At 62.0% G+C, this 23,079-nt stretch carries 17 protein-coding genes; 9 read left to right on the top strand and 8 right to left on the bottom strand.

Features of this window, described 5'->3' with window-relative positions:
* Positions 1-2 precede the first annotated feature (2 nt).
* From fabD to ACOY6C_RS05785, 3 genes are all read left to right on the top strand, one after another.
* Positions 3-938, top strand: a complete 936-nt coding sequence (gene fabD / locus ACOY6C_RS05795) for an ACP S-malonyltransferase (RefSeq protein ID WP_420904549.1) — start codon at positions 3-5, stop codon at positions 936-938.
* A 292-nt stretch (positions 939-1,230) separates the two neighbouring features.
* The gene (locus ACOY6C_RS05790; protein WP_420904548.1) at positions 1,231-3,291 is read left to right on the top strand and encodes a HAMP domain-containing methyl-accepting chemotaxis protein; all 2,061 of its coding nucleotides are present in this window, start codon (positions 1,231-1,233) and stop codon (positions 3,289-3,291) included.
* A gap of 227 nt (positions 3,292-3,518) precedes the next feature.
* The gene (locus ACOY6C_RS05785) at positions 3,519-3,908 is read left to right on the top strand and encodes a bacteriohemerythrin (protein ID WP_420904547.1); all 390 of its coding nucleotides are present in this window, start codon (positions 3,519-3,521) and stop codon (positions 3,906-3,908) included.
* Between the two features lie 60 nt (positions 3,909-3,968).
* Here ACOY6C_RS05785 and rfbB read toward each other — a convergent pair whose 3' ends face one another.
* Both rfbB and ACOY6C_RS05775 read right to left on the bottom strand, forming a co-directional pair.
* Positions 3,969-5,048 (bottom strand): dTDP-glucose 4,6-dehydratase, encoded by a 1,080-nt coding sequence (rfbB, locus tag ACOY6C_RS05780; RefSeq protein ID WP_420904546.1) that lies wholly within the window; start codon positions 5,046-5,048, stop codon positions 3,969-3,971.
* An 890-nt stretch (positions 5,049-5,938) separates the two neighbouring features.
* Positions 5,939-8,854 carry an insulinase family protein gene (locus tag ACOY6C_RS05775; protein WP_420904545.1) on the bottom strand — a complete coding sequence of 972 codons (2,916 nt, stop codon included), beginning with the start codon at positions 8,852-8,854 and terminating at the stop codon, positions 5,939-5,941.
* A gap of 339 nt (positions 8,855-9,193) precedes the next feature.
* On the opposite strand from ACOY6C_RS05775, the gene ACOY6C_RS05770 reads away from it, so the two are divergent.
* The 6 genes from ACOY6C_RS05770 (at position 9,194) to ACOY6C_RS05745 (ending at position 17,689) form a co-directional block, all read left to right on the top strand.
* On the top strand, positions 9,194-10,450 hold the full coding sequence (locus ACOY6C_RS05770; protein WP_420904544.1) for an FAD-dependent oxidoreductase: 1,257 nt from the start codon (positions 9,194-9,196) through the stop codon (positions 10,448-10,450).
* 4 nt (positions 10,451-10,454) lie between these two features.
* On the top strand, positions 10,455-12,680 hold the full coding sequence (locus tag ACOY6C_RS05765; protein ID WP_420904543.1) for an FAD-dependent oxidoreductase: 2,226 nt from the start codon (positions 10,455-10,457) through the stop codon (positions 12,678-12,680).
* 81 nt (positions 12,681-12,761) lie between these two features.
* On the top strand, positions 12,762-13,352 hold the full coding sequence (locus tag ACOY6C_RS05760; RefSeq protein ID WP_420904542.1) for a 4Fe-4S dicluster domain-containing protein: 591 nt from the start codon (positions 12,762-12,764) through the stop codon (positions 13,350-13,352).
* Positions 13,349-14,233, top strand: coding sequence for a CoB--CoM heterodisulfide reductase iron-sulfur subunit B family protein (locus tag ACOY6C_RS05755; protein WP_420904541.1), 885 nt, complete (start codon positions 13,349-13,351; stop codon positions 14,231-14,233). The genes ACOY6C_RS05760 and ACOY6C_RS05755 overlap by 4 nt, the downstream gene beginning before the upstream one ends.
* A gap of 249 nt (positions 14,234-14,482) precedes the next feature.
* Positions 14,483-16,606 carry an NACHT domain-containing protein gene (locus ACOY6C_RS05750; RefSeq protein WP_420904540.1) on the top strand — a complete coding sequence of 708 codons (2,124 nt, stop codon included), beginning with the start codon at positions 14,483-14,485 and terminating at the stop codon, positions 16,604-16,606.
* A 315-nt stretch (positions 16,607-16,921) separates the two neighbouring features.
* On the top strand, positions 16,922-17,689 hold the full coding sequence (locus ACOY6C_RS05745; RefSeq protein WP_420904539.1) for a Crp/Fnr family transcriptional regulator: 768 nt from the start codon (positions 16,922-16,924) through the stop codon (positions 17,687-17,689).
* Between the two features lie 199 nt (positions 17,690-17,888).
* Here the strand turns inward: ACOY6C_RS05745 and ACOY6C_RS05740 are convergent, their stop codons facing one another.
* The 6 genes from ACOY6C_RS05740 to ACOY6C_RS05715 are packed head-to-tail and all read right to left on the bottom strand — an operon-like array spanning position 17,889 to position 22,840.
* The gene (locus ACOY6C_RS05740; protein ID WP_420904538.1) at positions 17,889-19,271 is read right to left on the bottom strand and encodes a sensor histidine kinase; all 1,383 of its coding nucleotides are present in this window, start codon (positions 19,269-19,271) and stop codon (positions 17,889-17,891) included.
* Positions 19,243-20,265, bottom strand: coding sequence for an SDR family oxidoreductase (locus ACOY6C_RS05735; protein WP_420906086.1), 1,023 nt, complete (start codon positions 20,263-20,265; stop codon positions 19,243-19,245). Before ACOY6C_RS05735 ends, ACOY6C_RS05740 begins: the two co-directional genes overlap by 29 nt.
* A gap of 7 nt (positions 20,266-20,272) precedes the next feature.
* Positions 20,273-20,944, bottom strand: a complete 672-nt coding sequence (locus ACOY6C_RS05730) for a response regulator transcription factor (protein ID WP_420904537.1) — start codon at positions 20,942-20,944, stop codon at positions 20,273-20,275.
* Positions 20,919-21,281, bottom strand: a complete 363-nt coding sequence (locus ACOY6C_RS05725; protein WP_420904536.1) for a PepSY domain-containing protein — start codon at positions 21,279-21,281, stop codon at positions 20,919-20,921. Before ACOY6C_RS05725 ends, ACOY6C_RS05730 begins: the two co-directional genes overlap by 26 nt.
* A 5-nt stretch (positions 21,282-21,286) precedes the next feature.
* Entirely contained in the window at positions 21,287-21,838 is a 552-nt protein-coding gene (locus ACOY6C_RS05720) for a diheme cytochrome c (RefSeq protein ID WP_420904535.1), read from the bottom strand.
* Between the two features lie 12 nt (positions 21,839-21,850).
* Positions 21,851-22,840, bottom strand: coding sequence for a DUF1924 domain-containing protein (locus ACOY6C_RS05715; protein WP_420904534.1), 990 nt, complete (start codon positions 22,838-22,840; stop codon positions 21,851-21,853).
* Between the last annotated feature and the right edge of the window lie 239 nt (positions 22,841-23,079).

Here is a 23,079-nt window from a genome sequence, read left to right as displayed (position 1 = left end):
GCATGGGAAAAATCGCCTTTTTGTTTCCCGGACAAGGTTCCCAATCCGTGGGCATGGGTCGCGAACTGCATGACGCGGATCCGGCCATCGCCACCCTGTTCGCCGAGGCCAACGCCACCCTCGGCTTCGACCTGACCGACCTGATGTTCAACGGTCCGGACGAAACCTTGCGTCTGACCGAAAATGCCCAACCCGCCCTGGTGCTCACCGGTCTGGCCGCCCATCACCTGGTGACCGAACGAACCCGCCTGCGCGCCGATTACGTGGCCGGCCACTCCCTGGGCGAATACGCCGCCATCGCGGCGGCAGGGGGATTCCCGGCCCTGGACGCGGTGCGCCTGGTGCGCAAACGCGGCGAGGCGATGCGTTCCGCCCTGCCGGCTGGCGTGGGTGGCATGGCGGCGGTGCTCAACATGGCCCCCGCCGACGTGGAAAAAATCTGCCAGCAGGCCGCCGCCGAAACCGATCTCTTCTGCGCGCCGGCCAACTACAACACCGCCACCCAACTGGTGATCTCCGGCCATGTGGCCGCCGTGCAACGGGCCGTGGAACTGGTCAAGGCCACCAAGGCCAAGGCCCTTCCGGTCCCGGTCTCGGCGGCCTTCCACACCCCCCTCATGGCCAAGGCCGCCGCGACCATGGCCGAGTTCCTGGCCGAACAGCCAATCCAGGACCTCGCCATCCCCCTCATCGCCAACGTCACCGCCGACGCCCTGACACAAGGGGAGATGGTGAAAGAAAATCTCATCGAACAAATCACCGATCCGGTGCGATGGGAGGCCTCGATGCTGCGTCTGGTGGCCCTTGGCGTGGACACCTTCGTGGAACTCGGCAGCGGCACGGTGCTCGCCGGCATGATGAAACGCATCCACAAGGAGGCGCGCATTCTCTCCATCAACACCCCGGCGGATCTGGAAAAACTCACCGACTGGATCTGACCTCCCCGCCATGACGCCTGCCCGATCCGTGCCCCGCACGGATCGGCTCCCGCAGATGCAAAAAACCAACGCCTGGCCGATCCTCATCCCAACGGATCGGGATGTCCCTCCATTCCTGGACCAGATCGCATGCCTCCGATCCCTGTCCATATGATAATCTTTTACAATACCTTTCCATTAAAGTTTCATGCTTGCGCACCATGCGTCGTGCTGATAGGCTGCATGCATGAATTTGCATGGCCATATGGCTCATCGTAATCCCCCCTCGCAAAACTCCGAACTGGTGAAAAAAATGTCCATTCACAATTTAAGCGTCAAGTTCAAGATCCTCGGCGGCGCCTTGCTGTTGGTCGCCATCACGGTGATTTTCGGCGGCCTGGCCAATCTCTACATCGGCAAGGTCTCTGGAGCCCTGTTCGGCATCACCGACAACAACGCCAAGGCGGTGGAGTACGCCACGGGGGTGGAACGGATGGCCCTGGCCACCATCATGGAGGAGAAAAATTATCTGCTGTACGAAAAACCAGAGATTCATCAACGTGCCGAAAACAGCGTCAAGGAGTTGAATCAATTCCTCGACAAGGTGGATGAACTGGCGACCAAATACAACAACACGCAATTGCTGGATCAATCCAAGGCGGCCCGCAATGGCACGGCGGTCTATGCCGACAAGTACCGCGCCGGGGTCAAGGCGTTGCAGGCCAACAAGAACTCCGTGGTCCAGATGGTCGAAAAGGGCCAGATCGTCGAAAAGGCCGCCGAGAAGTTCCTGCAACTCCAGGTGGATGCCTACACCGCCGCCATGAAGGGCAAGGCGGATGCCTCCGCGCTCGATCCCTACGTGCAGCGCTACATCATCACCACCAACATCTACGTGCATGCCCTGGGGATCATGCGCGCCGAAAAGGAGGAGGTGAACTACAAGGATCGCGAGGCCTGGAAGCGGATGAATGTCCTGCTTCCCGAACTGATGAAGCTCTACGACGATCTCCAGAAGATCACCCCGGATGCCGAACAGATCAAGCTGATCGAGGCCGCGCGCAAGGCCACCAGCGAATACATCGAAGCAGCCCGGTCGTGGATCAAGAACGACGACGATCTCAAGGCGATCCTGGCCGACATGGGCAAACTGGGCGCGAATGTGATCAAGCAGGCCCAGCAGGCCGAGGAAGCCGGCTATCATCAACTGGCCGTGGCGCGCGGCGACGCGGAAAAAATCACCCACGAAGCCAATTCGATCATCATCGGCACGATCCTTGGCGCCGTGATTCTCGGCGTGCTGATCGCGCTCTTTCTGGCCTCTCTGATCACCAAACCGATCGTGCAGGGGGTTGCCTTCGCGCAGACCCTGGCGCGGGGCGATCTGACCACCCGTCTCCACATCGACCAGACCGACGAAATCGGCACCCTGGCCAAGTCGTTGAACGAAATGGCCGACAAGCTCAAGGAGGTGATCGGCGAAGTCCGCAACACCGCCAACAGCGTGGCCTCGGGCAGTCAGGAACTCTCCTCCACGGCCCAGCAGATCTCCCAGGGCTCGACCGAACAGGCCGCCTCGGTGGAAGAGACCTCATCGGCCATGGAAGAGATGGCCTCCAACATCCAGCAGAACACCGACAACTCGGAGCAGACCGAGCGGATCGCCCGTCAGGCCTCCATCGACGCGGAACAAGGTGGCCAGTCGGTGAGCGAGGCGGTGAGCGCCATGAAAGAGATCGCCTCGAAAATCTCGATCATCGAAGAGATCGCCCGTCAGACCAATCTGTTGGCCTTGAACGCGGCCATCGAGGCGGCACGCGCCGGCGAGCACGGCAAGGGATTCGCGGTGGTGGCCGCCGAGGTGCGCAAGCTGGCCGAACGCAGCCAAACCGCCGCCGCCGAGATCAGCCGTCTCTCCTCCTCCAGCGTGCTGGTGGCCGAAAAGGCGGGTCAAATCATCAACAAACTGGTTCCGGACATTCAGAAAACCTCCGAACTGGTGCAGGAGATCGCCGCCTCGAGCCGCGAGCAGAACAGCGGCGCCGAGCAGATCAACAAGGCGATCCAGCAGCTCGATCAGGTGATCCAGCAAAACGCCGGGGCCTCCGAGGAGATGGCCGCCACCTCCGAGGAGTTGAATGCCCAAGCCGAATTGTTGCAATCGACCATTTCGTTCTTCAACATCGGCACCGGTTCCGCAGGCGGTGGCGCCACGCGTCGTCCGCCATCCCGCGCCGTGGCAGCCCTGCCCGCGCCGCGCGCGACCCCGAAAAATCCGGGAACCGCCAAGGGAGGCGCCACGTTGCGCCTGACCCATCAGGGCGACTCTGGCGGCGGACGGAAGAATCTGGATGACGAGTTCGAGAGTTTCTGAGTCGAATCGAGGACACCACGCCGGGAGTCCGAACCGCTCCCGGCGTGGTTTCAACCTGACGTGCAAAATCTCTGTATCTTGCAAGCTTTTCCCAGTTGACGCCTCTCTTTCAGGCCTGTACCCTGCCAAATAGATTTGCCGCAAGATCTGTCCGCTCCGTCTGGCCTGTCGATTTATCGACCATGCGGCATCCGGATACTTGTCCACTGACCGCACGAGAGAATTCCATGCCCAGGTTCGATTGGCAATACGGCTATCAGACCAACAACAGGATCGTTGACCTTCAACACAAGTACTTCCTGGAGTTGATGAATCGACTGCACGAAGAACTTGGCGCGAACGTAGATCCGATCTACCAGGAACGTCTCCTGGACGAACTGCTGGCCTATGCCCGATTTCATTTCATCTCCGAGGAGAACATCCTTCTCAAGTACCTGCCGCGCCGTTTCGCCCATCAACAACGGCTGCACGAAGTGCTCGTTCAAGAACTGCAAAAGAAAATCGCGAGCATGAAAGCGGGCCAGACCACAGCCCAGGAGATCGTGCATTTCGTGGTCGAGTGGTTTTTCACCCACACGGTCACCGAGGATGTGACCGATTTTCTGCCGTTGTCCTGACCGTTTTCCTTCCACCCGCCTCTGACCCGAATCCGGGTCAGAGGATTCACCGGTCACGCCTCATCCGCGCCCGCCATACTGCCGTTCCACCCACTGCCGGTAGGCCCCGCTGGTCACATCCGCCACCCAGTCGGCGTGTTCCAGATACCACCCCACGGTCTTGACGATCCCGCTCTCGAAGCTCTCTCCGGGCCGCCAGCCCAGTTCCCGTTCGATTTTTGCGGCGTTGATGGCGTAGCGTCGGTCGTGTCCGGGGCGATCCTGGACAAAGGTCATCTGTTCCGCGTATCCCCGGCCATCCGCTCTGGGGCGCGCCGCGTCGAGAACGCCGCAGATGGTGCGCACCACCTCGAGGTTGGGCTTTTCGTTCCAACCGCCGATGTTGTAGGTTTCGCCCGGTTGGCCCGCCGCCAGCACACGCATGATCGCCAGGCAGTGATCCTCCACATAGAGCCAGTCGCGCACCTGCATCCCATCGCCGTAGATGGGCAGTGGTTTGCCGGCCAGGGCGTTGTGGATCACCAGCGGGATGAGCTTTTCCGGAAACTGATACGGACCGTAGTTGTTGCTGCAATTGGTGATCAGCACCGGCAGGCCATAGGTATGGTGCCAAGCGCGCGCCAGGTGGTCCGAGGCTGCCTTGGAAGCGGCGTAGGGGCTGTTGGGCAGATGCGGATTGGTTTCGGCGAAGGGAGGATCTTCCGGGGTCAAGGTGCCGTAGACCTCATCGGTCGAAACGTGCAGGAAGCGAAAATCCCGTTTGTTCGCGCCATCCTGCGACGTGTCCGGCAATCGGTTCCAGTAGTCGCGGGTCATCTCCAGCAGATGAAAGCTCCCGACGATGTTGGTTTGGATGAATTCGCCCGGACCCAGGATCGAACGATCCACATGGGATTCCGCCGCGAAGTGGAGGATCGCGCGGGGGTGATGCTGATTGAGCAGGGTTCCCAGCAGGTCGCGGTCGTTGATGTCACCACGGGTGAAGAGGTAGCGTGGATCGTCGTTGAGTTTGGCCAGGTTGGCGAGATTGCCGGCATAGGTCAACTTGTCCAGGTTGAGCACCGGTTCGTCGGTGTGTTTGAACCAGGCATGGATGAAATTGGCGCCGATAAAGCCGGCTCCGCCGGTAACGAGGATCATGATTCACAACTCCCTGCCAAAAATGGGGAACGGCTCCAACGGGCAACGGGCTCCAACGGTCACGCGGGGCATCAACACGCCAACGGTCACGCGGGGCATCAACACGCCAACGGTCACGCGGGGCATCAACACGTCAACGGTCACGCGGGGCATCAACACGTCAACGGTCACGCGGGGCATCAGCACGCCAACGGTCACAGGGGACCGGGGACCGGAGGTCCCCGGCGGAGGTTTGGAGGCAGAGCCTCCAAGGTTTTTCCTTTGTGACGTTGACGTTCGCTTGTTGCTCCTTACTGTTCCTGTTTCCGTTCTTGATTCTTGTTCTCGTTTTTCGCGCGCTCTTCACAAAAGCGATTTTTCGCCCAGCGAAAAATCGCCTGCGCGCAGCTTCCGTGCCCCGGTCGTTGCCGTCTTCTGGCAACGACCGGGGCACGTTCGCCCGATTCAAACCGGTCGCCGATGGCGACCGGTCTCTTGGGCCATGTACGCGGGAACGTTTCGCAAAAAACGCGAAACGTTCCCGCAGCCAAGGCAGCGCGCAGCGTTTTTTCGCAAAAAACGCGAAAAAAACGCTTTTTTGTAGAGCGCGCTAAAACCAAAACAACATCAAGAAGGAAAGATCAGAGGAACAGAAAATAAAGTCAAAGTCAGAAAAACAGAAGTCAAAACCAAAAGCAACGTCGTGGGGCGCTGCCCCACACCCTGCCGGGGGCGGTAACCGCCCCCGGTCCCCCGTGATGACGGGTGATCATCCCACCGCCCGGTCCCCCGTGATGACGGGTGATCATCCCACCGCCCGGTCCCCCGTGATGACGGGTGATCATCCCACCGCCCCCACCCGCCCCTGTGACGGAGCATTCCACGCACAACGTCCGCTTGATCCACGCCTCTTACAACGTCCGCTTGATCCACTCCTCCCCCAACCTTCCCTCCATCACCTCGGCGTTGGTCACCAACCCATACCCGGCCCGCTCCGGATCCAGATAGATCCCGGCCACACGCCGCAACTCCACCTCGGTGACCGCCATCACCCGCTTGCGAAAAGCACGCCGCACCTCGGGAAACCGCCCGTACAACGCATCATGAAACGCCCGCTTGGCCTCGCCCGCCGGAGATCCGGGCCGGTCGATCGCCCCGATCATTCCCAAAAGCGCCTCCTCCAAGGCACGCGCATCCGCCTTGCCCGCCATCAACCACTCGAGCGAATTCTGAAAATCGGCCATGGTCTCCTCCACGCGCGGATCGCGATAGGAATAAAACCGGAACAAACCACTGTCCGAATCATACCCCGCCCCGCCACCATAGGCGCCACCCCGTTCGCGAATGGCACGATGCAGATGACCGTTCTTCAGATACAAACCCAACACCGCCAGAGCCGGCGCGTCCGGATGGACATAGGGAACGGTCTTGTGGACACGGGCACAAAAATGGATCTGGGTCACCGTGGCCCAGGCCGTCTTGAGCGCACCGGCAAGCGGTCCCACGACAATGCCGCCCGACGGATCGACCGCCTGGCCACGTCCACCCCACTGCCCGGCCAACGTCTCTCCGAAATCGGCGAAATCCTCCTCCTCACCCACGATCAACATCCGCCCCGGCGCACGCCGCAACAGATCACGCAACCTCTCCAGACGTTCGGCGAACTCGGCGAGAGCCTTGGGATCGTCCAGACTCTTGTCCAGACTCTTCAACCGCTTCACCGCCGCCATGCCGCCCCACAGATCGTTCAAGGCGGCCACGCGACTCATGCCGGCCCCGGCAGCCGAAAGAGCCAGCACATGACCATTCTCGGTGACACGCATCTCGGCGGCGGAACGCATCTGCGCCACCAACTCGCGCAAACGGGAAAGTTCGTCGAAACGGGCGGTGTCGATGGTATCCAGAATCAGTTGCGACAAAGCCCCCTGATTGCGCGACAACGCCTTGCCGGAAATGCAGAAAACGCACCGATAGCTCTCCAGATCGTCCACCGAGGAGCGCAACCCCATACGCGCCGCGATGCCACCGCTGATGGCCGACTGATGGGCCTGGGTCTGAAGGTAATCGCGACCGCCACACCCCACCTCGGAAAGACAGGTGGAAAAGATCGGCAACAACGCCAGCAACTCATCGGGCATGGCCGGCGGGTCGATGACATACTGCTGATAGACCAGCCGGTTGGTGGCCGCCTTGAACCAGAAAACCGGCATCTCCCCCTTTCCGGCCTCGTTCCCCTCGGCGATGGGGATATCCGACGGGATGTCGGAGAGTTCCAGACGCGGCAGAATCTCCGGATCGTCCTCCTGCTCCTGACGGGCGCGCAACGCCTGGGTCCGCTCGATCACCCGCGCCCGCTCCGCCGCATCCATGCCGGCGAGAATCTCCCGCAACCGGGCAATCTCACGCTCCTTGCGCCGGGCGTTCAGCGTGGCATCCGGTTTCAACACCACCCGCACCCGGTGGGGATTCTCCAGCAACCAGACACGCGCCAGACCCTTGATGAAGTCGGGATCGGCCACCCGCTCGCGCAAGGCGTTCAACGCATCATCCAGCGCCAGGGCCTGGATCGGATCCCCGCCGTGCAACGTCGGGGTCAGAGCGTTCAACAGCAGTTTCAGACCATACGGCAGACCATCCCCGCCGATCTCGCGTCGCGACAGCTCCAATTGATGCAACACCGACTCCACCCGCTCCGGCTCGACCCCCTCCTCGGCCACCCGCGCCAGAAGATCCAGAATCAGCTTTTCGACGGCATCGGCCCGTTCCGGCTCCGACCCCTCCAGACCGCATACGAAAACCAACTCCCGTCCCGAGTCGTCCAGGCCGCTCAACGACGAGGGCGAGGCCCCCAGATCGGTGGTCTCGAGCACCTGCAACAGCGGCGAGGAGCTGTTGTCGAGCAACACACCGTTCAACAGATGGGCGTTGAGCAGATGCTCCATCTCCATGGTGCGCCCCAACAGCCAACCCAACACGATGTGGGACTTCTCCGAGGTATCGGTCTCTCCATCCAGGGCATACACCTCCTCGATGGCGAAAGGAGCCGGATGACGCCGCTCGTCGGGAATCGACGAGGCGCCGGGATTGTCCCGAAAACGGGCCAACACCTGTTCCTGGAACCTGGCCTGGTGCTCTGCGGCGGTGATGTCGCCGTAAGTCATGAAAATGGCATTCGAGGGGTGGTAGAAACGGCCATGGAACGCCTTCAACCCGTCCCAGGTCAAATCGGGTATGCACTCCGGATCGCCGCCGCTGTTGTAATGATAGGTGGTGGTGGGAAACAGATGCTCGGACATGCACTGGGAGAGCACCCGCGCCGGAGAACTCATCGCCCCTTTCATCTCGTTGAACACCACACCCTTGAAAACCAGCTCCACATCGGGACTCTCGGGTTCGGCAAACTCCACCCGAAACCCCTCCTGGGCAAAATCGAGTTCATCGAGACGCGGGAAAAAGGCGGCATCCAGATAGACGCGCAGAAGATTATCAAAATCCTTGCGCGACTGGGTGGCAAACGGATAGGCGGTCCAGTCGCTGGAGGTGAAGGCGTTCATGAAGGTGGAGAGCGACCGGCGCAGCATCATGAAGAAAGGATCGCGAACCGGATAACGTTCGCTGCCACACAAGGCGGTGTGCTCGAGAATGTGGGCGACACCGGTCGAATCCTGAGGCACGGTCAAAAAAGCCACCAGAAACGCATTGTGCGGGTCGTCGGCGGCCAGATGCACATGACGGGCGCCCGTGACCCGATGGCGATAGGTCTCCACGGTCAGTTTCAGCGACGCCACGGTTTCACGGCGCGACAGTTCGAATTCGGGATGGCTCATGATGCTCCTTGGCCGGGGCCTGGGTGATGTGCAAACAAAATTGTCGATACAAAAGTATAACGCACGCTTGGGGAAAAAGCGACACGAAACGCGAATCCCCTTGCGCTTAAGCGGTATGCGTGTTAAGAAATTCAGTATATAAGGAAAAGCTGAAACTAACGCATGACGCCTACAAAAGCACGCAAAGGCCATGCCGGTCCTTGAGCTTCCAAAGGCAATAATCGGAACGTGACATTCTGGCTGGTCGTTTCCAGCAGCGCCAATTGGCGCGCAACCCATGCCAGAATTGATGAAGACCCAACCCTCACCCCAAAAAAAATCAACAATCGGAGGTAAACCATGGCGGATGCAAATGCCGCGGGCCAAACCATCCTGGTCGTCGGCGGCGGAATCAGCGGTCTGACCACCGCCGTCGAAGCAGCCGAAACCGGATATCATGTGCTTCTGGTGGAAAAGGATCCTCACCTCGGTGGTCGAGTCTCGCAACACAACAAATATTTCCCCAAACTCTGCTCCCCGACCTGCGGGTTGGAGATCAACTACCAGCGCATCAAAAACAACGCCCGCATCCGCTATCTGACCCTCTCCGAAGTGGTCGATATCCAGGGCGCTGAAGGCGATTACACCGTGCGCATCCAGAAAAATCCGCGCTACGTCACCGAAGCCTGCACCGGCTGCGGCGACTGCTCGGCGGTCTGCACCGCCGAGGTGCCGGATCCGTACAACTTCGGCATGCGTCAGGTCAAGGCGATCCGCAACAACCACGCCATGGCCTTCCCGAGCTGGTACTACATGGATCCCGAATACGCCAAGACCGACGAGGCCCAAAAGGTCGCCAAGGTCTGTCCGGCGGGAGCGATCAAGCCCGACATGCAGGCCGAAATCGTCGAAGAGAAGGTCGCGGCCATCGTCTGGGCCACCGGCTGGAAACCCTATGACGCGGAAAAAATCCTCCCCTACGGCTTTGGTCAGTACGCCAACGTCACCACCAACATGCGCTTCGAGCGTCTGGCCAACGTCTACGGTCCCACCGGCGGAAAAATCGTCCGCGCCGATGGCAAGGAGGCCAAGAACGTCGCCTTCATCCAGTGCGCCGGCTCCCGCGATCACAACTACCTGCCCTTCTGCTCGCGCATCTGCTGTCTGGCCTCGATGAAACAGGCCGCCTACGTGCGCGATCAATATCCGGACTCCAAGGTGACGATCTTCTACATCGATCTGCGCGCCATGGACCGCTACGAAAGCTTTTTGCAAAAAACCCGTGACGATCAGGGCATCAGCTGGATCAAGTCCAAGCCGGCCCGCATCGAGGAGGATGGCCACGGCAATCCGGTGGTGGTGGGCGAAAACACCCTCACCGGCGAACGCTATGCCATGCCCTTCGACCTGGTGGTGCTGGCCACCGGCATGGAGCCCAACTCCGCCGTCGATGCCAAGGTTCCCTATTCCGAGGTTCGCCAGGACGAGTACGGCTTCGTCACCGGTGGCGTGCTGTCCGCCGGTTGCGCGGCCATGCCAACCGACGTGGCCAGCTCCGTGCAGTCGGCCACGGCCATGGCCATGAAGGCGATCCACGCCGCGGTTAAGAGAGGATAAGAACATGGAACAACAAAAGAAAATCGGTTGTTACATCTGCACCGGCTGCGGCATCGGCGACGCGCTGGACCTCAAGGCCCTCAAGGCGATCGCCACCAAGGAGCAGAAAATCCCGGTCGTCAAGGATCATGCCCTGCTGTGCGGAGCCGAGGGCGTGGCGATGATCCAGCAGGATCTCGCCGAGGGGACGGTCAATGCCGTGATCGTCGCCGCCTGCTCGCATCGCGAAAAGGCCGCCGAATTCCGCTTCGACATCGACCTGATGGACCGGGTGGATCTGCGCGACAAGTGCTTGTGGATGCTCGATGTGAAGGAGGGTGACGAGACCGCCGAGGAGGATCGGCAGATGATGGCCGAGGATTACCTCCGTCTCGGTTGCGTCAAGATCAAGAAAATGAACATCCCGGATCCGTTCCTGCACTCGGAAGGCTCCAAGGATGTGCTGGTGGTCGGTGGGGGCCTGGCCGGTCTGACCGCAGCCCGCGACATCGCCCGCGCCGGCTACAACGCCGTGATCATCGAAAAGAGCGATGTTCTGGGCGGCAAGATGAACGCCATGCACAAGGTCACCCCGGACAATCAGCCCCCGTATCGGGAAATGGGCGAGAACTTCATCGGCGCCCTGATCTCGGAAGTCGAGAACGACAACCGCATCAAGATCTTCAAGAACGCCACGGTCACCAAGACCTCCGGCCAGCCGGGCCAGTTCGATCTGATCATCAACAACGCCTCCTCCACCAAGGAGATCCGCGTCGGCTCGATCGTGGTCGCCACCGGCTTCGATCTGTATGATCCCAGCAAACTCCCGGCCAACCTCGGCCATGGCACCTCGCCGGACGTGATCACCAGCGCCGACTTCGAAAAGATGGCCAAGGAGGGCAAGATCCTCCGCAAGTCCGACGGTCAGCCGGCCAAGCGGGTCGCCTTCGCCCTGTGCGCCGGTCAGCGCGACAAGGAGCATCTCGATTATTGCTCCGGCGCCTGCTGCATCTACTCGATGAAACAGGCGATGTACGTGATCGATCAGTACGGCGAGGACGCCTCGACCTATCTGCTCTATCAGGAGATCCGCACCCCCGGTCAGATGGAGGATTTCTACCGCTCGGCCCAGGACAAGGGCGCGGTCTTCATCAAGGGGGATGTGGCCGGTGTCTCCGGCAACGCCAAGGGCGGGGTTTCGGTGAAGGTCCACGACCACCTGATCCGCAACAACGAAACCCTGGATGTGGATCTGCTGGTGCTGGCCACCGGCATGGTCAGCACGGTCGATACCCTGGATCCCAACGCCCCCTCGCCGGTCGGCACCGGTCGCGACGAACTGCCTGGTTCGATCCTGAACCTCCAGTATCGCCAGGGACCAAGCCTGCCACGCCTGGGCGCCGCCGGCTTCCCGGACTCCCACTTCATCTGCTTCCCCTACGAAACCCGGCGCACCGGCATCTACGTCGCCGGTCCGGCCCGTCGCCCCATGGGCATCGCCGCCACGATGACCGATGCCTCGGGCGCCGCCCTCAAAGCCATCCAGGCGGTCGAGGCGGTGTCCCACGGCGTGGCGGTCCACCCCCGTTCGGGTGACCTCTCCTATCCGTCGTACCGCCCGGAAGGGTGTACCCAGTGCAAACGCTGCACGGAAGAGTGCCCGTTCGGCGCCATCAACGAAGATGACAAGGGCAACCCGCTCTTCAACCCGGCCCGCTGCCGCCGGTGCAGCACCTGCATGGGCGCCTGCCCGCAGAAAATCATCTCCTTCGCCAACTACTCGGTGGACATGATCAGCTCCATGATCAAGGAGATCGAGATCCCGGAGGAGGACGAGGAGAAGCCGCGCATCCTGATCTTCGCCTGCACCAACGACGCGGTTCCGGCCCTCGACATGGTGGGACGCAACCGTTCGCCGATCAGCCCCTATGTGCGCATCATTCCGCTGCGCTGCATGGGCTCGCTCTCCCTGGTGTGGATCGCCGACGCCATGTCCAAGGGGTTCGACGGCGTGATGCTGATGGGCTGCAAGCATGGCGACGACTACCAGTGCCACAACGTGCGCGGTTCCGCCCTGGCCGAAATCCGCCTGAGCAAGGTCTCCGAGACCCTGCAACGGTTGAAGCTGGAATCGAACCGCGTGAAGATGGTCGAGGTGAACATCATGGATGCCGATACCCTGCCCAACGCGATCAGCGATTTCGTCGAGCAGATCAGCAACCTGAACCCCAACCCCTACAAGGGTTTCTAACCGGCCTTCAACGAAAACCGGTCGAGCGCCCCGCCCCTGGCATCCAGGAGCGGGGTCCACCGGATGGGAGATCATGGAAAAATGGCTTACGATCTGACATTCGCCAAGGACGTTTACAAGAAGTCCGAAATGGGCCACTGGATCAAGATGTGCATGCAGTGCGGCGTCTGCGCGGGCTCTTGTCCGCTGCGCGCCCATTGGCAGCACTCGCCCCGGCAACTGTTCCAGATGGTGCGCGCCGGCAAGCGCGACGAGGTGCTCAAAAGCTCCGACATGTGGATGTGCACCTCCTGCTACAACTGCATCGTGCGCTGCCCGCGCGAACTGCCCATCACCCACATCATCCACGGTCTGGCCCGCTACGCCGAAACCGAAAAGATGACCGATCCTCTGCAACCCACCCGTCGTTTCGCGGTGGAGGTGTTCTGGAAAAACATCACCGCCACCGGTCGCGTCGGCGAGGCGATGCTCACCATGCGCCTCTACTTCCTGGATGGTCTGGGCGCCGGCATCCAGCGCGGTCTGGAAATGAAGGATTCCGCGATCGGCATGCTCAAAACCCGTCGTTTGAATCCCATTCCGTTCCGCGGCAAGATCAAGGGATTCGACGGCATGACGAAAATGTTGGCGAAAGCGGCTGAACTCGAGGCGAAACTGGAGAACCACGCATGAAGGAGTACACTTTTTTCCCGGGTTGCAGTTCCGAACACAACGCCTCGGCAGCCAACATGGAGAACTCGGTGCAATCCATGTGTCAGATGCTGGGGATCAAGCTCAACGAAATCGATGACTGGAACTGCTGTAGCGCCTCCATCGGCTATGCCGGTGGCGGGCAGTTGCCGCGCATGGCCCTCTCGGCGCGCAACTTCGCCCTGGCGCAAAAACAGCGCGGCAACACCGATCTGGTGGCCACCTGCGCCGCCTGCTGGCTCGCCATGCGCGAGACCAACGAGCGCATCGAGGAAGAGTCCCACATCAAGCAGAACCTCAACACCGCCCTGGCCGAAGCCGGGCTCTCCTACGACGGACACATCAAGACCCGTCACATGGTCGAGGTGCTGATCGAGGATGTGGGTTGGGAGACCCTGAAGTCCAAGGTGACCAAGCCGTTGAAGGGACTCAAGGTGGCCGGTTATGTCGGCTGTCAGACCAACCGTCCCTTTGGGGTGTGCGGGGACAGCTTCGAAAATCCCCAGTATCTGGACCGGATGATCGAGGCCACCGGCGCCACGGCGGTCCCCTTCCCGATGAAGGTGGCCTGTTGTGGTGGTGCGTTGATGTTCTCCGAGCCGGAGAAGTCCTGCGTGCTGACCAAGCAGATCCTGCAATCCGCGGTGGACAACGGCGCCGAGGTGATCGTCACCCCCTGCCCGGTCTGCCAGTTGAACCTGGAGGTCTACCAGGGGTTGATCAACAAAACCCTGGGGACCAACTTCAACATCCCGGTGGTCTACTACTCCCAACTGTTCGTCCTGGCCTGGGGCGGCAAGTGGGAGGATGCGGCGTTGCATCAGCAGGTGATCCCGGCGGAGCCGTTGCGCCGTTTCGCCTGATTTCTCGCCATCCTGGCATCGGGCCCCGAGTGGTTTCGCCACTCGGGGCTTTTTTTGGACCCCATGGGATCCGGTCGCTTTCAGGATCTCCCTCACGCCGACCATGCAGCCTGTCCCACCAAACATAAAATCCTTCTTGCCTGACATGGATTCCATGATAATATCCCGCATGGCGTGACCAGCTCGGGCCCAGGCCCCCGAATCCACGCCGACACCCGCGCCACGGCCAGGATTCCAGAAGATCTTTTCATGACCCCCGACATGCCCTCCGACATCGCGACCTTTCTCGCCACGGCACCCATCGCCCCGCGAACACGACGCCTGCTGACCGCCGCCCCGTTGGAAAATCCTGCGCCCGAACCGCATCCGGATGGTGGCATGGCCCGATTCCGCAAGGCGATTCGCGCCCTTCCCGACCCGGATGGCAGGCACCAACCCGACTCTTCCTGGCTGGAACTCCATCACGGCTATGTCGAACAGCTTCGTCAGCCGCTCTTTCCGGTCCACCAGAGGCCCCGGAACCAGGAGCCGACCCTGACCCCACCAAGCCTCGTCACGGCGTTTCTCCCGCCCGCCTATCGGGCGGTGGTGCATACCCACGATCAGCGCCATTACGACGATCCGACCTTCTGGGATTCGATCGAACTCCGGCAGGATCTCGGTCACCTTCTTCTGGCTTGGCTGCTCTCCGACCAGTCGGCCCTGACTCCCCTGGTGATCATCGGCCCGACCGGCTCGGGCAAGACCCACCTGACCCGCATCCTGGCCGGCCATCTGAGTGCATCCCTGTTTCATCCGGTGCGGCTGGTGCTGGGGAGCGTCGATGCTCAGGCCACGATCCAGGGACAGATCGAGGAGCAGCTGCGTCAGGATCTGGGACGCAAGATCGAATGGGGCCCCTTGAGCCGTTCGGCCCGCGCGCGCCATCCCGTGGTGCTGCTGGACGGAATGAACGAACTGCTCGGCGCCGACGAGCGGGTGTTTCGCGACTATCCGGAAAAGGCGCGCCGTTTTCAGGAGCTGGAGTCCTCCCTGGGACGTCCGGTGCGTCTGATCCTCACCAGTCGCACCGAGGTGATCGATCGGGCCGACCTGCCGGATGGGGCGATGGTGCTGCGTCTGGAGCCCTTCGACGCCATGCGCCGCGACCGCTGGATCCGGCTGTGGAATCGGGCCAATCGGGACTATTTCCGCGCCAGCGGCGTGGAGCCCTTGCGTCCGCCGGACAACCCCGCCCTGCGACAACTGGCCGAGATCCCCTTTCATCTTGCGCTGATGGCGGTGCTGGACGCGGATGGCAACCCGTTGCACGCGTGCGACGCCCTGACCAGCTTCGAGCTGCATCAACGCATCGTGCAACGGTTCGTGGCCCGCACCCTGCCTTCCGGCTGTCCCGACGAACGACTCCATCAAGAGCAGAAACGGCTCGGGGCCGTGGCCGTGGGGATGTTTCATCGTCGGGCTTTGTCGATCCGCGCCGACGAAATCGCGGCAGACGCGCCGTTCTTTCCCCAGGAGGCCGACACCGGGAGTTCACCGTCGGAGGTCTTGCCGCTCCCGCAACTGCTGGAGCAACTCTTTTTCGTGCATGTGGAACGACGTGACAAACGGTCGCGTCCCGGCGCGCTGGGACGGGGAAAGGAGCCGCCGAATCACGGCTACGCCTTCTGGCACGCCACGTTTGGGGAGTTTCTGACCGCGGATTGCCTGTTGCGCCTGACCCGCGACGAAGCGCAACGGATCTGCCGGGAGCGACGCGGACGCAACCGGGCCACCCGCAAGCTCGCCGAGGAGCGGTTCCGCGACCCCATGACCACGCCGGAAGCGTGGATGGCCCCCTTGATCCACACCCCGCTCATCGATCGGCCCGGCATTCTGGCCATGTTGCGGGAACGGGCCAAGGGGTGCTGGCTGATGGACAAGGGGGAGCGCGGCGCGGGCCTGGATCGGGAGAATTTTCTCGTCGTCGTGGACGAGATGATCCAGGGACAGCTGCACTGGATCCTGCATGGCCACACCCTACCCCCGTTGATGACCGACGGACGGCTCCCCTGGTCGCCACGACCGCCGCTGTTGGGTTATCTGGCCATCTACGCCCTCAATCTGATCATCCTGCGCTCGTTGCTCGATCCGGAGGGGTGGATCTTCGACGAGGGGATGCATGGCATCGAGGGGGGCGTGCCAGCCTGGGAACGTCTGAACCATGTGTGGCGCGCCTGGTTCACGGACGAGCATCTGGATCATCTGCACGATTTTCTCGAGATCCGCCGTCATGAGGGACGGGTGCGCATCCAGGCCCATCCCCGTTTCAGCCGTGCGCGCCGCGTCGTCTGTTCGGGGACTCAGTCGGATCCCGAAACAGGCGGAACGTAACGTTCCAAGCCCCCACCGTCGCGGAGGACCGGGGGCCGAATTCCGCGAAAACATGGCCAGACTTGCAAAACACCCCCAATCTTGAAACGCGTCCCGCTTCTCGGGAACCATTTCACACCATTTTTGTCTGAATAGGCAACCGTGTGAAAAATGAGAGGCGCGGCGCGTCCTATGCCACACCCCTTCTCCGTTAAATCACACGCCAGACGACCCAATACCTTGATGGAACACACCCGAATCACACGGCACGAACGTTGCTCTCGGGTTGATGCATCGTGTTGTCAAAAGCCTTCGATTCACAGGAGCCGCAGTACCATGCTCGCACCGAACACCCTTGCCGTCCCTCTTCAGGATGTCTCCTCCTGGTTCCGCTACCAGGATCCGCCCGACGCCCACCTGCCCAGAGGGGAGGCCAACGACGCATCCCACCTCGAACAGCCCCGCGAGATCGAGGTCAATCGATTCCAGACCGGCGAGATCCTGTTCCAAGGCGGAGACGAAACCGGTCCGGTGCTGCTGCTGATGCGTGGTCGGGTGCAGATGTTCGCCGAGGAGGGCTCCCTGCCCACGCCGATTTCCGCGCCACGCGACATCGTGGAGTCGGGAAACTATCTGAACATCGCGGCCCACTTCCTCACGCCCTCCCGCTATTTCATGACCGCGAGGGCCATGGAACCGGGTCAGGTGATGCTGATGGACAAGGCCTTTTTTGAACGGGTCTTGCGCGACTCCCCGGAGACGCAACGCGACCTGATGACCCAGATGGCCCATGAGCTTCGGGAACGCACGGTCCGGTTGCAACAGGAGCCGTGGTGCGCGTCGTGTCGGGTGATCCACTATTTTCTGGAGCGGGTGCCGGGTGATCGTCGCGATGCACCGTTCACGGTCCATCTGGAGACCAAACGACGCGAAATCGCGGTACGGCTGGACATTCGCGAAGAGACCCTGTCGCGCATTCTGACCCAACTGGAAAAGGATGGGCTGCTGTTCTCCCTGGAGCGCAGCGCGATTTCGGTGCCCAAGGCAGAACAGCTTCACGCCCGCCTGCTCGCCTGTCCGCGCTGCCGCAACAAGCGGGCTTAATTCTCTTTACATCTCCCGAGGGAAAGCGACGATTCAGGATCCCCATGATTGCAGGCATCCGGGGACCGCAAGGTCCCCGGCGGAAGTTCGAAGGCGGCGCCTCTTGCAATTTGGGCAAAACGTGTCACCTTCGCCTTGCCTTGAAACAGACCGCTCCAAATGTAGGGGGCCTGAAGGGTTCTCTCAAGAAAAACCGCGCTCACGCCACGGCCTTGAGCGGCAACACCACCTCGACGCAAAACCCGCCCAACGCCTCGGAGCGTCCCAACGCGATCCGTCCGCCGTAATCCAACACGATCTCCTGGACCACGGACAACCCGATCCCCTGCCCGGCGACCCCTTCGGCATCCTCCGCGCGCCCCCCGCGCCGCAAGATCCGCTCGAACTGCTCCGGCGCGCACCCCGGACCATCGTCTTCCACGCGCAACGTCCATCCATCCGCATCCGTCACGCTCAACCGCACCCGTCCGACCGCCCACTTGCAGGCGTTGTCCAACAGATTGCCGACCAGCTCCAACAGATCCTCGCGGTCGATGATCGCCGACAGGGAATCAGGCATGCGGGTCTCGATGCGCAGATTCCGCCCGCCATGGGCGCGACGCATCACATCCACCAGCACCCGCAACTCCCCGATCATTTCCAACCGTCCGACCGGACTCCGCACCCCGGAAAGACGCACCTTCTTCAGCTCGCGGGAAGTCAAGGCGCGAATCAGCTCGATCTGACGCACGATCCTGGCGCGCAACTCCACATGATCCCGCAACTCCTCCCCTTCGATCAGGCGCATCAGCACCGTCAAGGGGGTTTTGATGGCATGGGCCATGTTGCCCGCCGCCTGACGCGAACGTTCCAGACGCGCATGCAGCAGCGCCAACAGCCGATTGATCGCGATGACGAAGGGCAGGATCTCGACGAACAGTCCCTGGACGGGCAGTGACGGGGTGGCCCCCTGTTCGATCTCCCGCAAGGCGACGCCGGCCTGATTCAAGGGTGCCACGGCGCGCCGCAACGCACGCCGCTGCAACATCAGCAGCACAGCGATGGCCAGCAGCGAAATGGCCCCATGTCCCAGTTGCAGCACCCACACCCCGCGTTCCACGTGACTCATCTCCTCGGCCACGACCACCAGCACCGCATGGCCCTGTTTGTAATAGGCGCGGGTGATGCTCCACAGGGAGCGGGCCCAGGGTCGCGATTCGGTCATGAGCGACTTGTCCTGGCCGGGCATGTCCACGGTCAACTCCGCGTCCCACAGGGAACGGGAGCGCAAGGTCTCCTCGCGCACATGAATCTGATAGTAGTGTCCGGACCACGGCTGGGTATAGATGGGATCGATCCGCTCCGGATTGAGCGCCAACCCCGGCATGAGGGTCAGATCCAGATTGGCGAGGAGATTCTCCGCGTCGTGTTCCAGACGCGACACCACATAATCGCGCACCACCTGGCGCATGACCAGCGTGACCAGCAGCCATTGGCAGGCCATGACCACCACCAGCGCCACGGCCAACCCGATCGACAGATCACGCTGCAGGGAGGTACCGGACCCTGCGGCGTCAGAACACTCCTCGTCCGCCATCGACATGCAGCACCTCGCCCGTCACATAATCCGCCGTCACCAGATAGCGCACGGCCTTGACCACCGCCTCCGGACCGGCCATGCCGGCCAGGGGGGTGCGCGCCAACAGACGCCGATACCCCTCATCCGCTCCGGTTTCGGGCGGCAGCAGCGCGCCGGGGGCGATGGCGTTCACCCGCACCTCGGGGGCCAGATCTCGCGCCAGAACCCGTGTCACCATCAACAATCCGGCCTTGGATGCTCCATAGAGGGCATGTCCGGCCAGAGGTCGTTCGCCCCACAGGTCGGCGATCTGCACGATCGAACCGCCTCCATTCCCCCGCATGCGTCGCGCCGCGCCCAGCGCCAACCAGAGCGGCCCCTGGAGATTGACCTGGAGCAGCGCGGTCATCGCCTCCCAACCGGCTCCATCCAACGGGGTGGGTTCAAAGCGGGCGGCGCCATTGACCAGCAACGCCAATCGCCCTTCCAACCCGGTTTCGACCCTCTCCAGCACGGCGTCGAGGGTGGCCGGGTCGGTCAATTCCAAAGAAAACGCCTGCGCCACGCCGCCTTCGGCCACGATCCCGGCCACCACGCCCTCGGCGGACTCCCGATCCCGTTGATATCCCACCGCCACGGCGTATCCCATCCGTCCCAGATCCCGGCAGATCGCCGCGCCCACGCGCCGCCCACCGCCGGTCACCAGCGCCACGCCGCGCCATCCGGCCCGACGATCCCGAGGGTTGGCATCGGGCGACGGACACGCATCGCGCGTCACCTCCCATTCCGCTTCCCGGTCCAATCCGGACAGATCGGCGACCAACAACGCCTCCAGCTCCTCCCTGGTGGTGACCGGCCCGCGTCCGCGCCACGCCGCCCACGGCCAGGGCGGAACCGCACGCCCGGCGCGCCGTTCGTGAACGCGGTACAGCCACCACATCGGCACGAGAGGCAGCAGAAACGGCAGACTCACCATCAGCCCCACCGCCCCCCTGAATCCGCGCCACACGGAACGCATCACCCGGTCACTCCTCCCGAGGTGCGATCAGGAGATACCCCTGTCCGCGCCGTGTCTGGATGCGCTCGCGCCCCACGATATCCCGCAACCGCTTGATGTACACCTCCATCACGTTGCTGTCCTTGTCTCCGTCGTATTCGTAGACATGTTCGGTCAGCCGGCTCTTGGAGAGCACCTGATCCGGATGGAGCATGAAATAGCGCAACAGTCGGAATTCGGTTCCGGTCAGGCCACGCCGCTCACCGGTGGGCAGGATCACCTCCTGCCGCGCCTCGTCCAGGCGCATGCCACCCACCATCAGGTCACCCGGAGCCCGCCCCGAACCACGTCGGGTCAGGGCATTCAGGCGGGCAACCAACTCCTGGACATGGAACGGCTTGCCCAGATAGTCGTCCGCGCCGGCCTTGAAGCCATCCACCCGCTCGTGCCAGGCGTCCCAGGCAGTGAGGATCAACACCGGCACCGTGATGCCACGGCCACGCCAGCCGCGCAACACCTCCAGACCATGGCGTCCCGGCAACCCCAGATCAAGCACCACCGCGTCATAAGGCTCCACGTCGCCCAGGTATTCGGCCTCGACCCCATCACCGGCCTGATCGACCGCGAATCCCGCCCGTCCCAGATCGCGTTTCAACGCGGCGGCAAGCTCCGCATCATCTTCCACCACCAGCAGTCGCACGTTTCGGCTTCTCCTCGTGTTCTCTCAACAATTGACCGGTACGGGCGTCGAACTCCAACTCCATCACCCGTCCACCCTCGTCCTTGACCTCGATCTCATAGATCCATCGCCCGTGCTTGTTCTCAAGCTCCACTTCGAGAATCCGCCGGCCTCGCGCTCTGGGATCGTGCTCCAGGATGCGTTCCAGAGGCAGGATCTCCCCGGCGCGCACCAACTCCCTGGCACGGTCATGATCCCGATGGCGATCCTCGTGATCACGGGAATGGGCGATCCCCATCCCTGGCCAGAGCCATATCAGAGTCCCGACGATGAATCGTGCCCTCCAAGAGCGCTTCATGCGGATCAATCCTTCCAGACACCCAGGCCAGGTACGCGAATCTCCCCCTCTTCAAAGGAGCCCTGCTCGGCACGGGGATGACAACTCTCGCAGCGACTGAACGAGCCGACCTCCGGGCTTCTGACGATTTTCTCGGGAATCTTCCGATGCTCCTTCACGAAATACCCGACACGGCTGATACGCGCCGGAACATCCCCCGCCGCCAACGAGGTCGAAAACTTGCGTGAGAGCTTGTCATCGGTCCGATCCGCAGCATTGGCGATCAGAAAGCCCTGGAGACTCTCCACCGTCACCCCATCCAGTTCGGCGTTGTCCCCGAAATGGCGTTCCAGACCACCCATCACCTGTTCCCAGGCGCGCGCGGGCAGCAAACCCGGCGGATAGGCCATGTGACACGATCCGCACTCGCTCTTGTAGAGCCTGGTCTGTTCCGGCGTGGCGCGCGTGGGCACGGATCGATACTCGGAGCGATCCGTGCCGCCCGACGCCTCCGTCAACGCACCGATGCACCCGGTCAAAAGCAACGCCACCATCCAGCCCTTATGCAGGTTGTTCATGGTCGGCCTCCCTTACCGGACGGAGAGCAGCCAGGTGATGAAATCCCCCTTTTCCTGGACCGAGCAGGGCCGTCCCAGGGTCTCCTTGCAGTTCCGTCCGAACCACTTCTCCACCTTGGCCGGATCGCTCAAACGCTCCCGATTCGCCACCGGGGCCAGAGGTTCGATGGTCTTGCCGGTTTTCAGGTGTTTTCCCGCCTGCCGGGGATCTTCCGTGTGACACGAGGTGCAGCGGGTAACCCGGCCATCTTCACCGGGCACCCCCTGTTTCGCAAACAATGTCCGTCCCCGTTCCGCCTCGAACGGCTGGGCACCCTCGGCGCGATACCCGGCCAGGATCTCCTCCGGCGTGCCCGCCCATGCCGTGCCGCTCATCAGGAGTCCGACCAGCAGCGCCACGGTAACCGTGCCCGTTTGTTTGGGCGCCTTCTCCCAAAACCGGAACATCGCCACCAGACTCCCATGCCCGACCCATTGATGAACGATCCCCATGCCGGCATGCAGACCCAGATAGGCCCACATGGCCACCCCCAATCCTTCATGCACCTCCTTGATGTCATGCAGCCAACCGACGGGACGCACGTTCGGCTCCACGTAGAGCATGAAAATCGTTCCGGTCACCCCCAACGCGGTGGCCGCCAGCAGACCCAATCCCTGCACGGCGCAGGCCAGCGCACCGGGCGTGGTTTCGTTCGGCAACCGCCCTTGCCGGGCATGAACCAGATGGTTCTTGCCATCCGCCCACAGTTCACCCAGACGCGAGGAAGAAAACCAGGGGAAAAACCGCCCCAACGGCGCCGGTTCAGAACAAACCAGGCGCCACATCCAATGGCTGACCAAAAGAACCAGCAACACCACGCCCCAGGTCTCGTGAAACGCATAGAACGAATCCCCGGCCCGTCCGGGTTTGGGGTGGATCATGACCAGGGATACCAGCATCTGTCCCGCGATCCCCAGCGCGATCAACAGATGCAACAAACGGGTGATACGATCATAATACATGACTCTCTCCTTGGTGAAGATGAAAGCGTGTCCATCCGAACCATTCGGACGGTTCTGGGGAGAGAGCATAGGGATGTCAGGTGAATTGACCCTGAATGATCATTCAGGGATACATTTTTTTTACCAAGAAACGCCCGTCAGGGCGTTCCTTGGTTGGAGGCAGGGATTCTCCCCCCATCATGCCAGTTTATCGAGGGGCAAACGGCATGGTGAAGGGGTCGCGACTCATGGCCTCACGA

It is taken from the genome of Candidatus Magnetaquiglobus chichijimensis (assembly GCF_045865675.1).
Classification (GTDB): Bacteria; Pseudomonadota; Magnetococcia; order Magnetococcales; family Magnetaquicoccaceae; genus Magnetaquiglobus; species Magnetaquiglobus chichijimensis.
This window is presented reverse-complemented; position numbering and strand designations above follow the sequence as displayed.

Excerpts from the sequence above, each read along its gene's own strand:
- rfbB (WP_420904546.1), bottom strand. The coding sequence starts at position 5,048 with ATGATCCTCGTTACCGGCGGAGCCGGCTTTATCGGCGCCAATTTCATC.
- ACOY6C_RS05755 (WP_420904541.1), top strand. The coding sequence starts at position 13,349 with ATGAAGGAGTACACTTTTTTCCCGGGTTGCAGTTCCGAACACAACGCC.
- ACOY6C_RS05785 (WP_420904547.1), top strand. The coding sequence starts at position 3,519 with ATGCCCAGGTTCGATTGGCAATACGGCTATCAGACCAACAACAGGATC.
- ACOY6C_RS05740 (WP_420904538.1), bottom strand. The coding sequence starts at position 19,271 with ATGTCGATGGCGGACGAGGAGTGTTCTGACGCCGCAGGGTCCGGTACC.
- ACOY6C_RS05765 (WP_420904543.1), top strand. The coding sequence starts at position 10,455 with ATGGAACAACAAAAGAAAATCGGTTGTTACATCTGCACCGGCTGCGGC.
- ACOY6C_RS05725 (WP_420904536.1), bottom strand. The coding sequence starts at position 21,281 with ATGAAGCGCTCTTGGAGGGCACGATTCATCGTCGGGACTCTGATATGG.
- ACOY6C_RS05750 (WP_420904540.1), top strand. The coding sequence starts at position 14,483 with ATGACCCCCGACATGCCCTCCGACATCGCGACCTTTCTCGCCACGGCA.
- ACOY6C_RS05720 (WP_420904535.1), bottom strand. The coding sequence starts at position 21,838 with ATGAACAACCTGCATAAGGGCTGGATGGTGGCGTTGCTTTTGACCGGG.
- fabD (WP_420904549.1), top strand. The coding sequence starts at position 3 with ATGGGAAAAATCGCCTTTTTGTTTCCCGGACAAGGTTCCCAATCCGTG.
- ACOY6C_RS05760 (WP_420904542.1), top strand. The coding sequence starts at position 12,762 with ATGGCTTACGATCTGACATTCGCCAAGGACGTTTACAAGAAGTCCGAA.
- ACOY6C_RS05735 (WP_420906086.1), bottom strand. The coding sequence starts at position 20,265 with ATGCGTTCCGTGTGGCGCGGATTCAGGGGGGCGGTGGGGCTGATGGTG.
- ACOY6C_RS05790 (WP_420904548.1), top strand. The coding sequence starts at position 1,231 with ATGTCCATTCACAATTTAAGCGTCAAGTTCAAGATCCTCGGCGGCGCC.
- ACOY6C_RS05745 (WP_420904539.1), top strand. The coding sequence starts at position 16,922 with ATGCTCGCACCGAACACCCTTGCCGTCCCTCTTCAGGATGTCTCCTCC.
- ACOY6C_RS05770 (WP_420904544.1), top strand. The coding sequence starts at position 9,194 with ATGGCGGATGCAAATGCCGCGGGCCAAACCATCCTGGTCGTCGGCGGC.
- ACOY6C_RS05715 (WP_420904534.1), bottom strand. The coding sequence starts at position 22,840 with ATGTATTATGATCGTATCACCCGTTTGTTGCATCTGTTGATCGCGCTG.
- ACOY6C_RS05775 (WP_420904545.1), bottom strand. The coding sequence starts at position 8,854 with ATGAGCCATCCCGAATTCGAACTGTCGCGCCGTGAAACCGTGGCGTCG.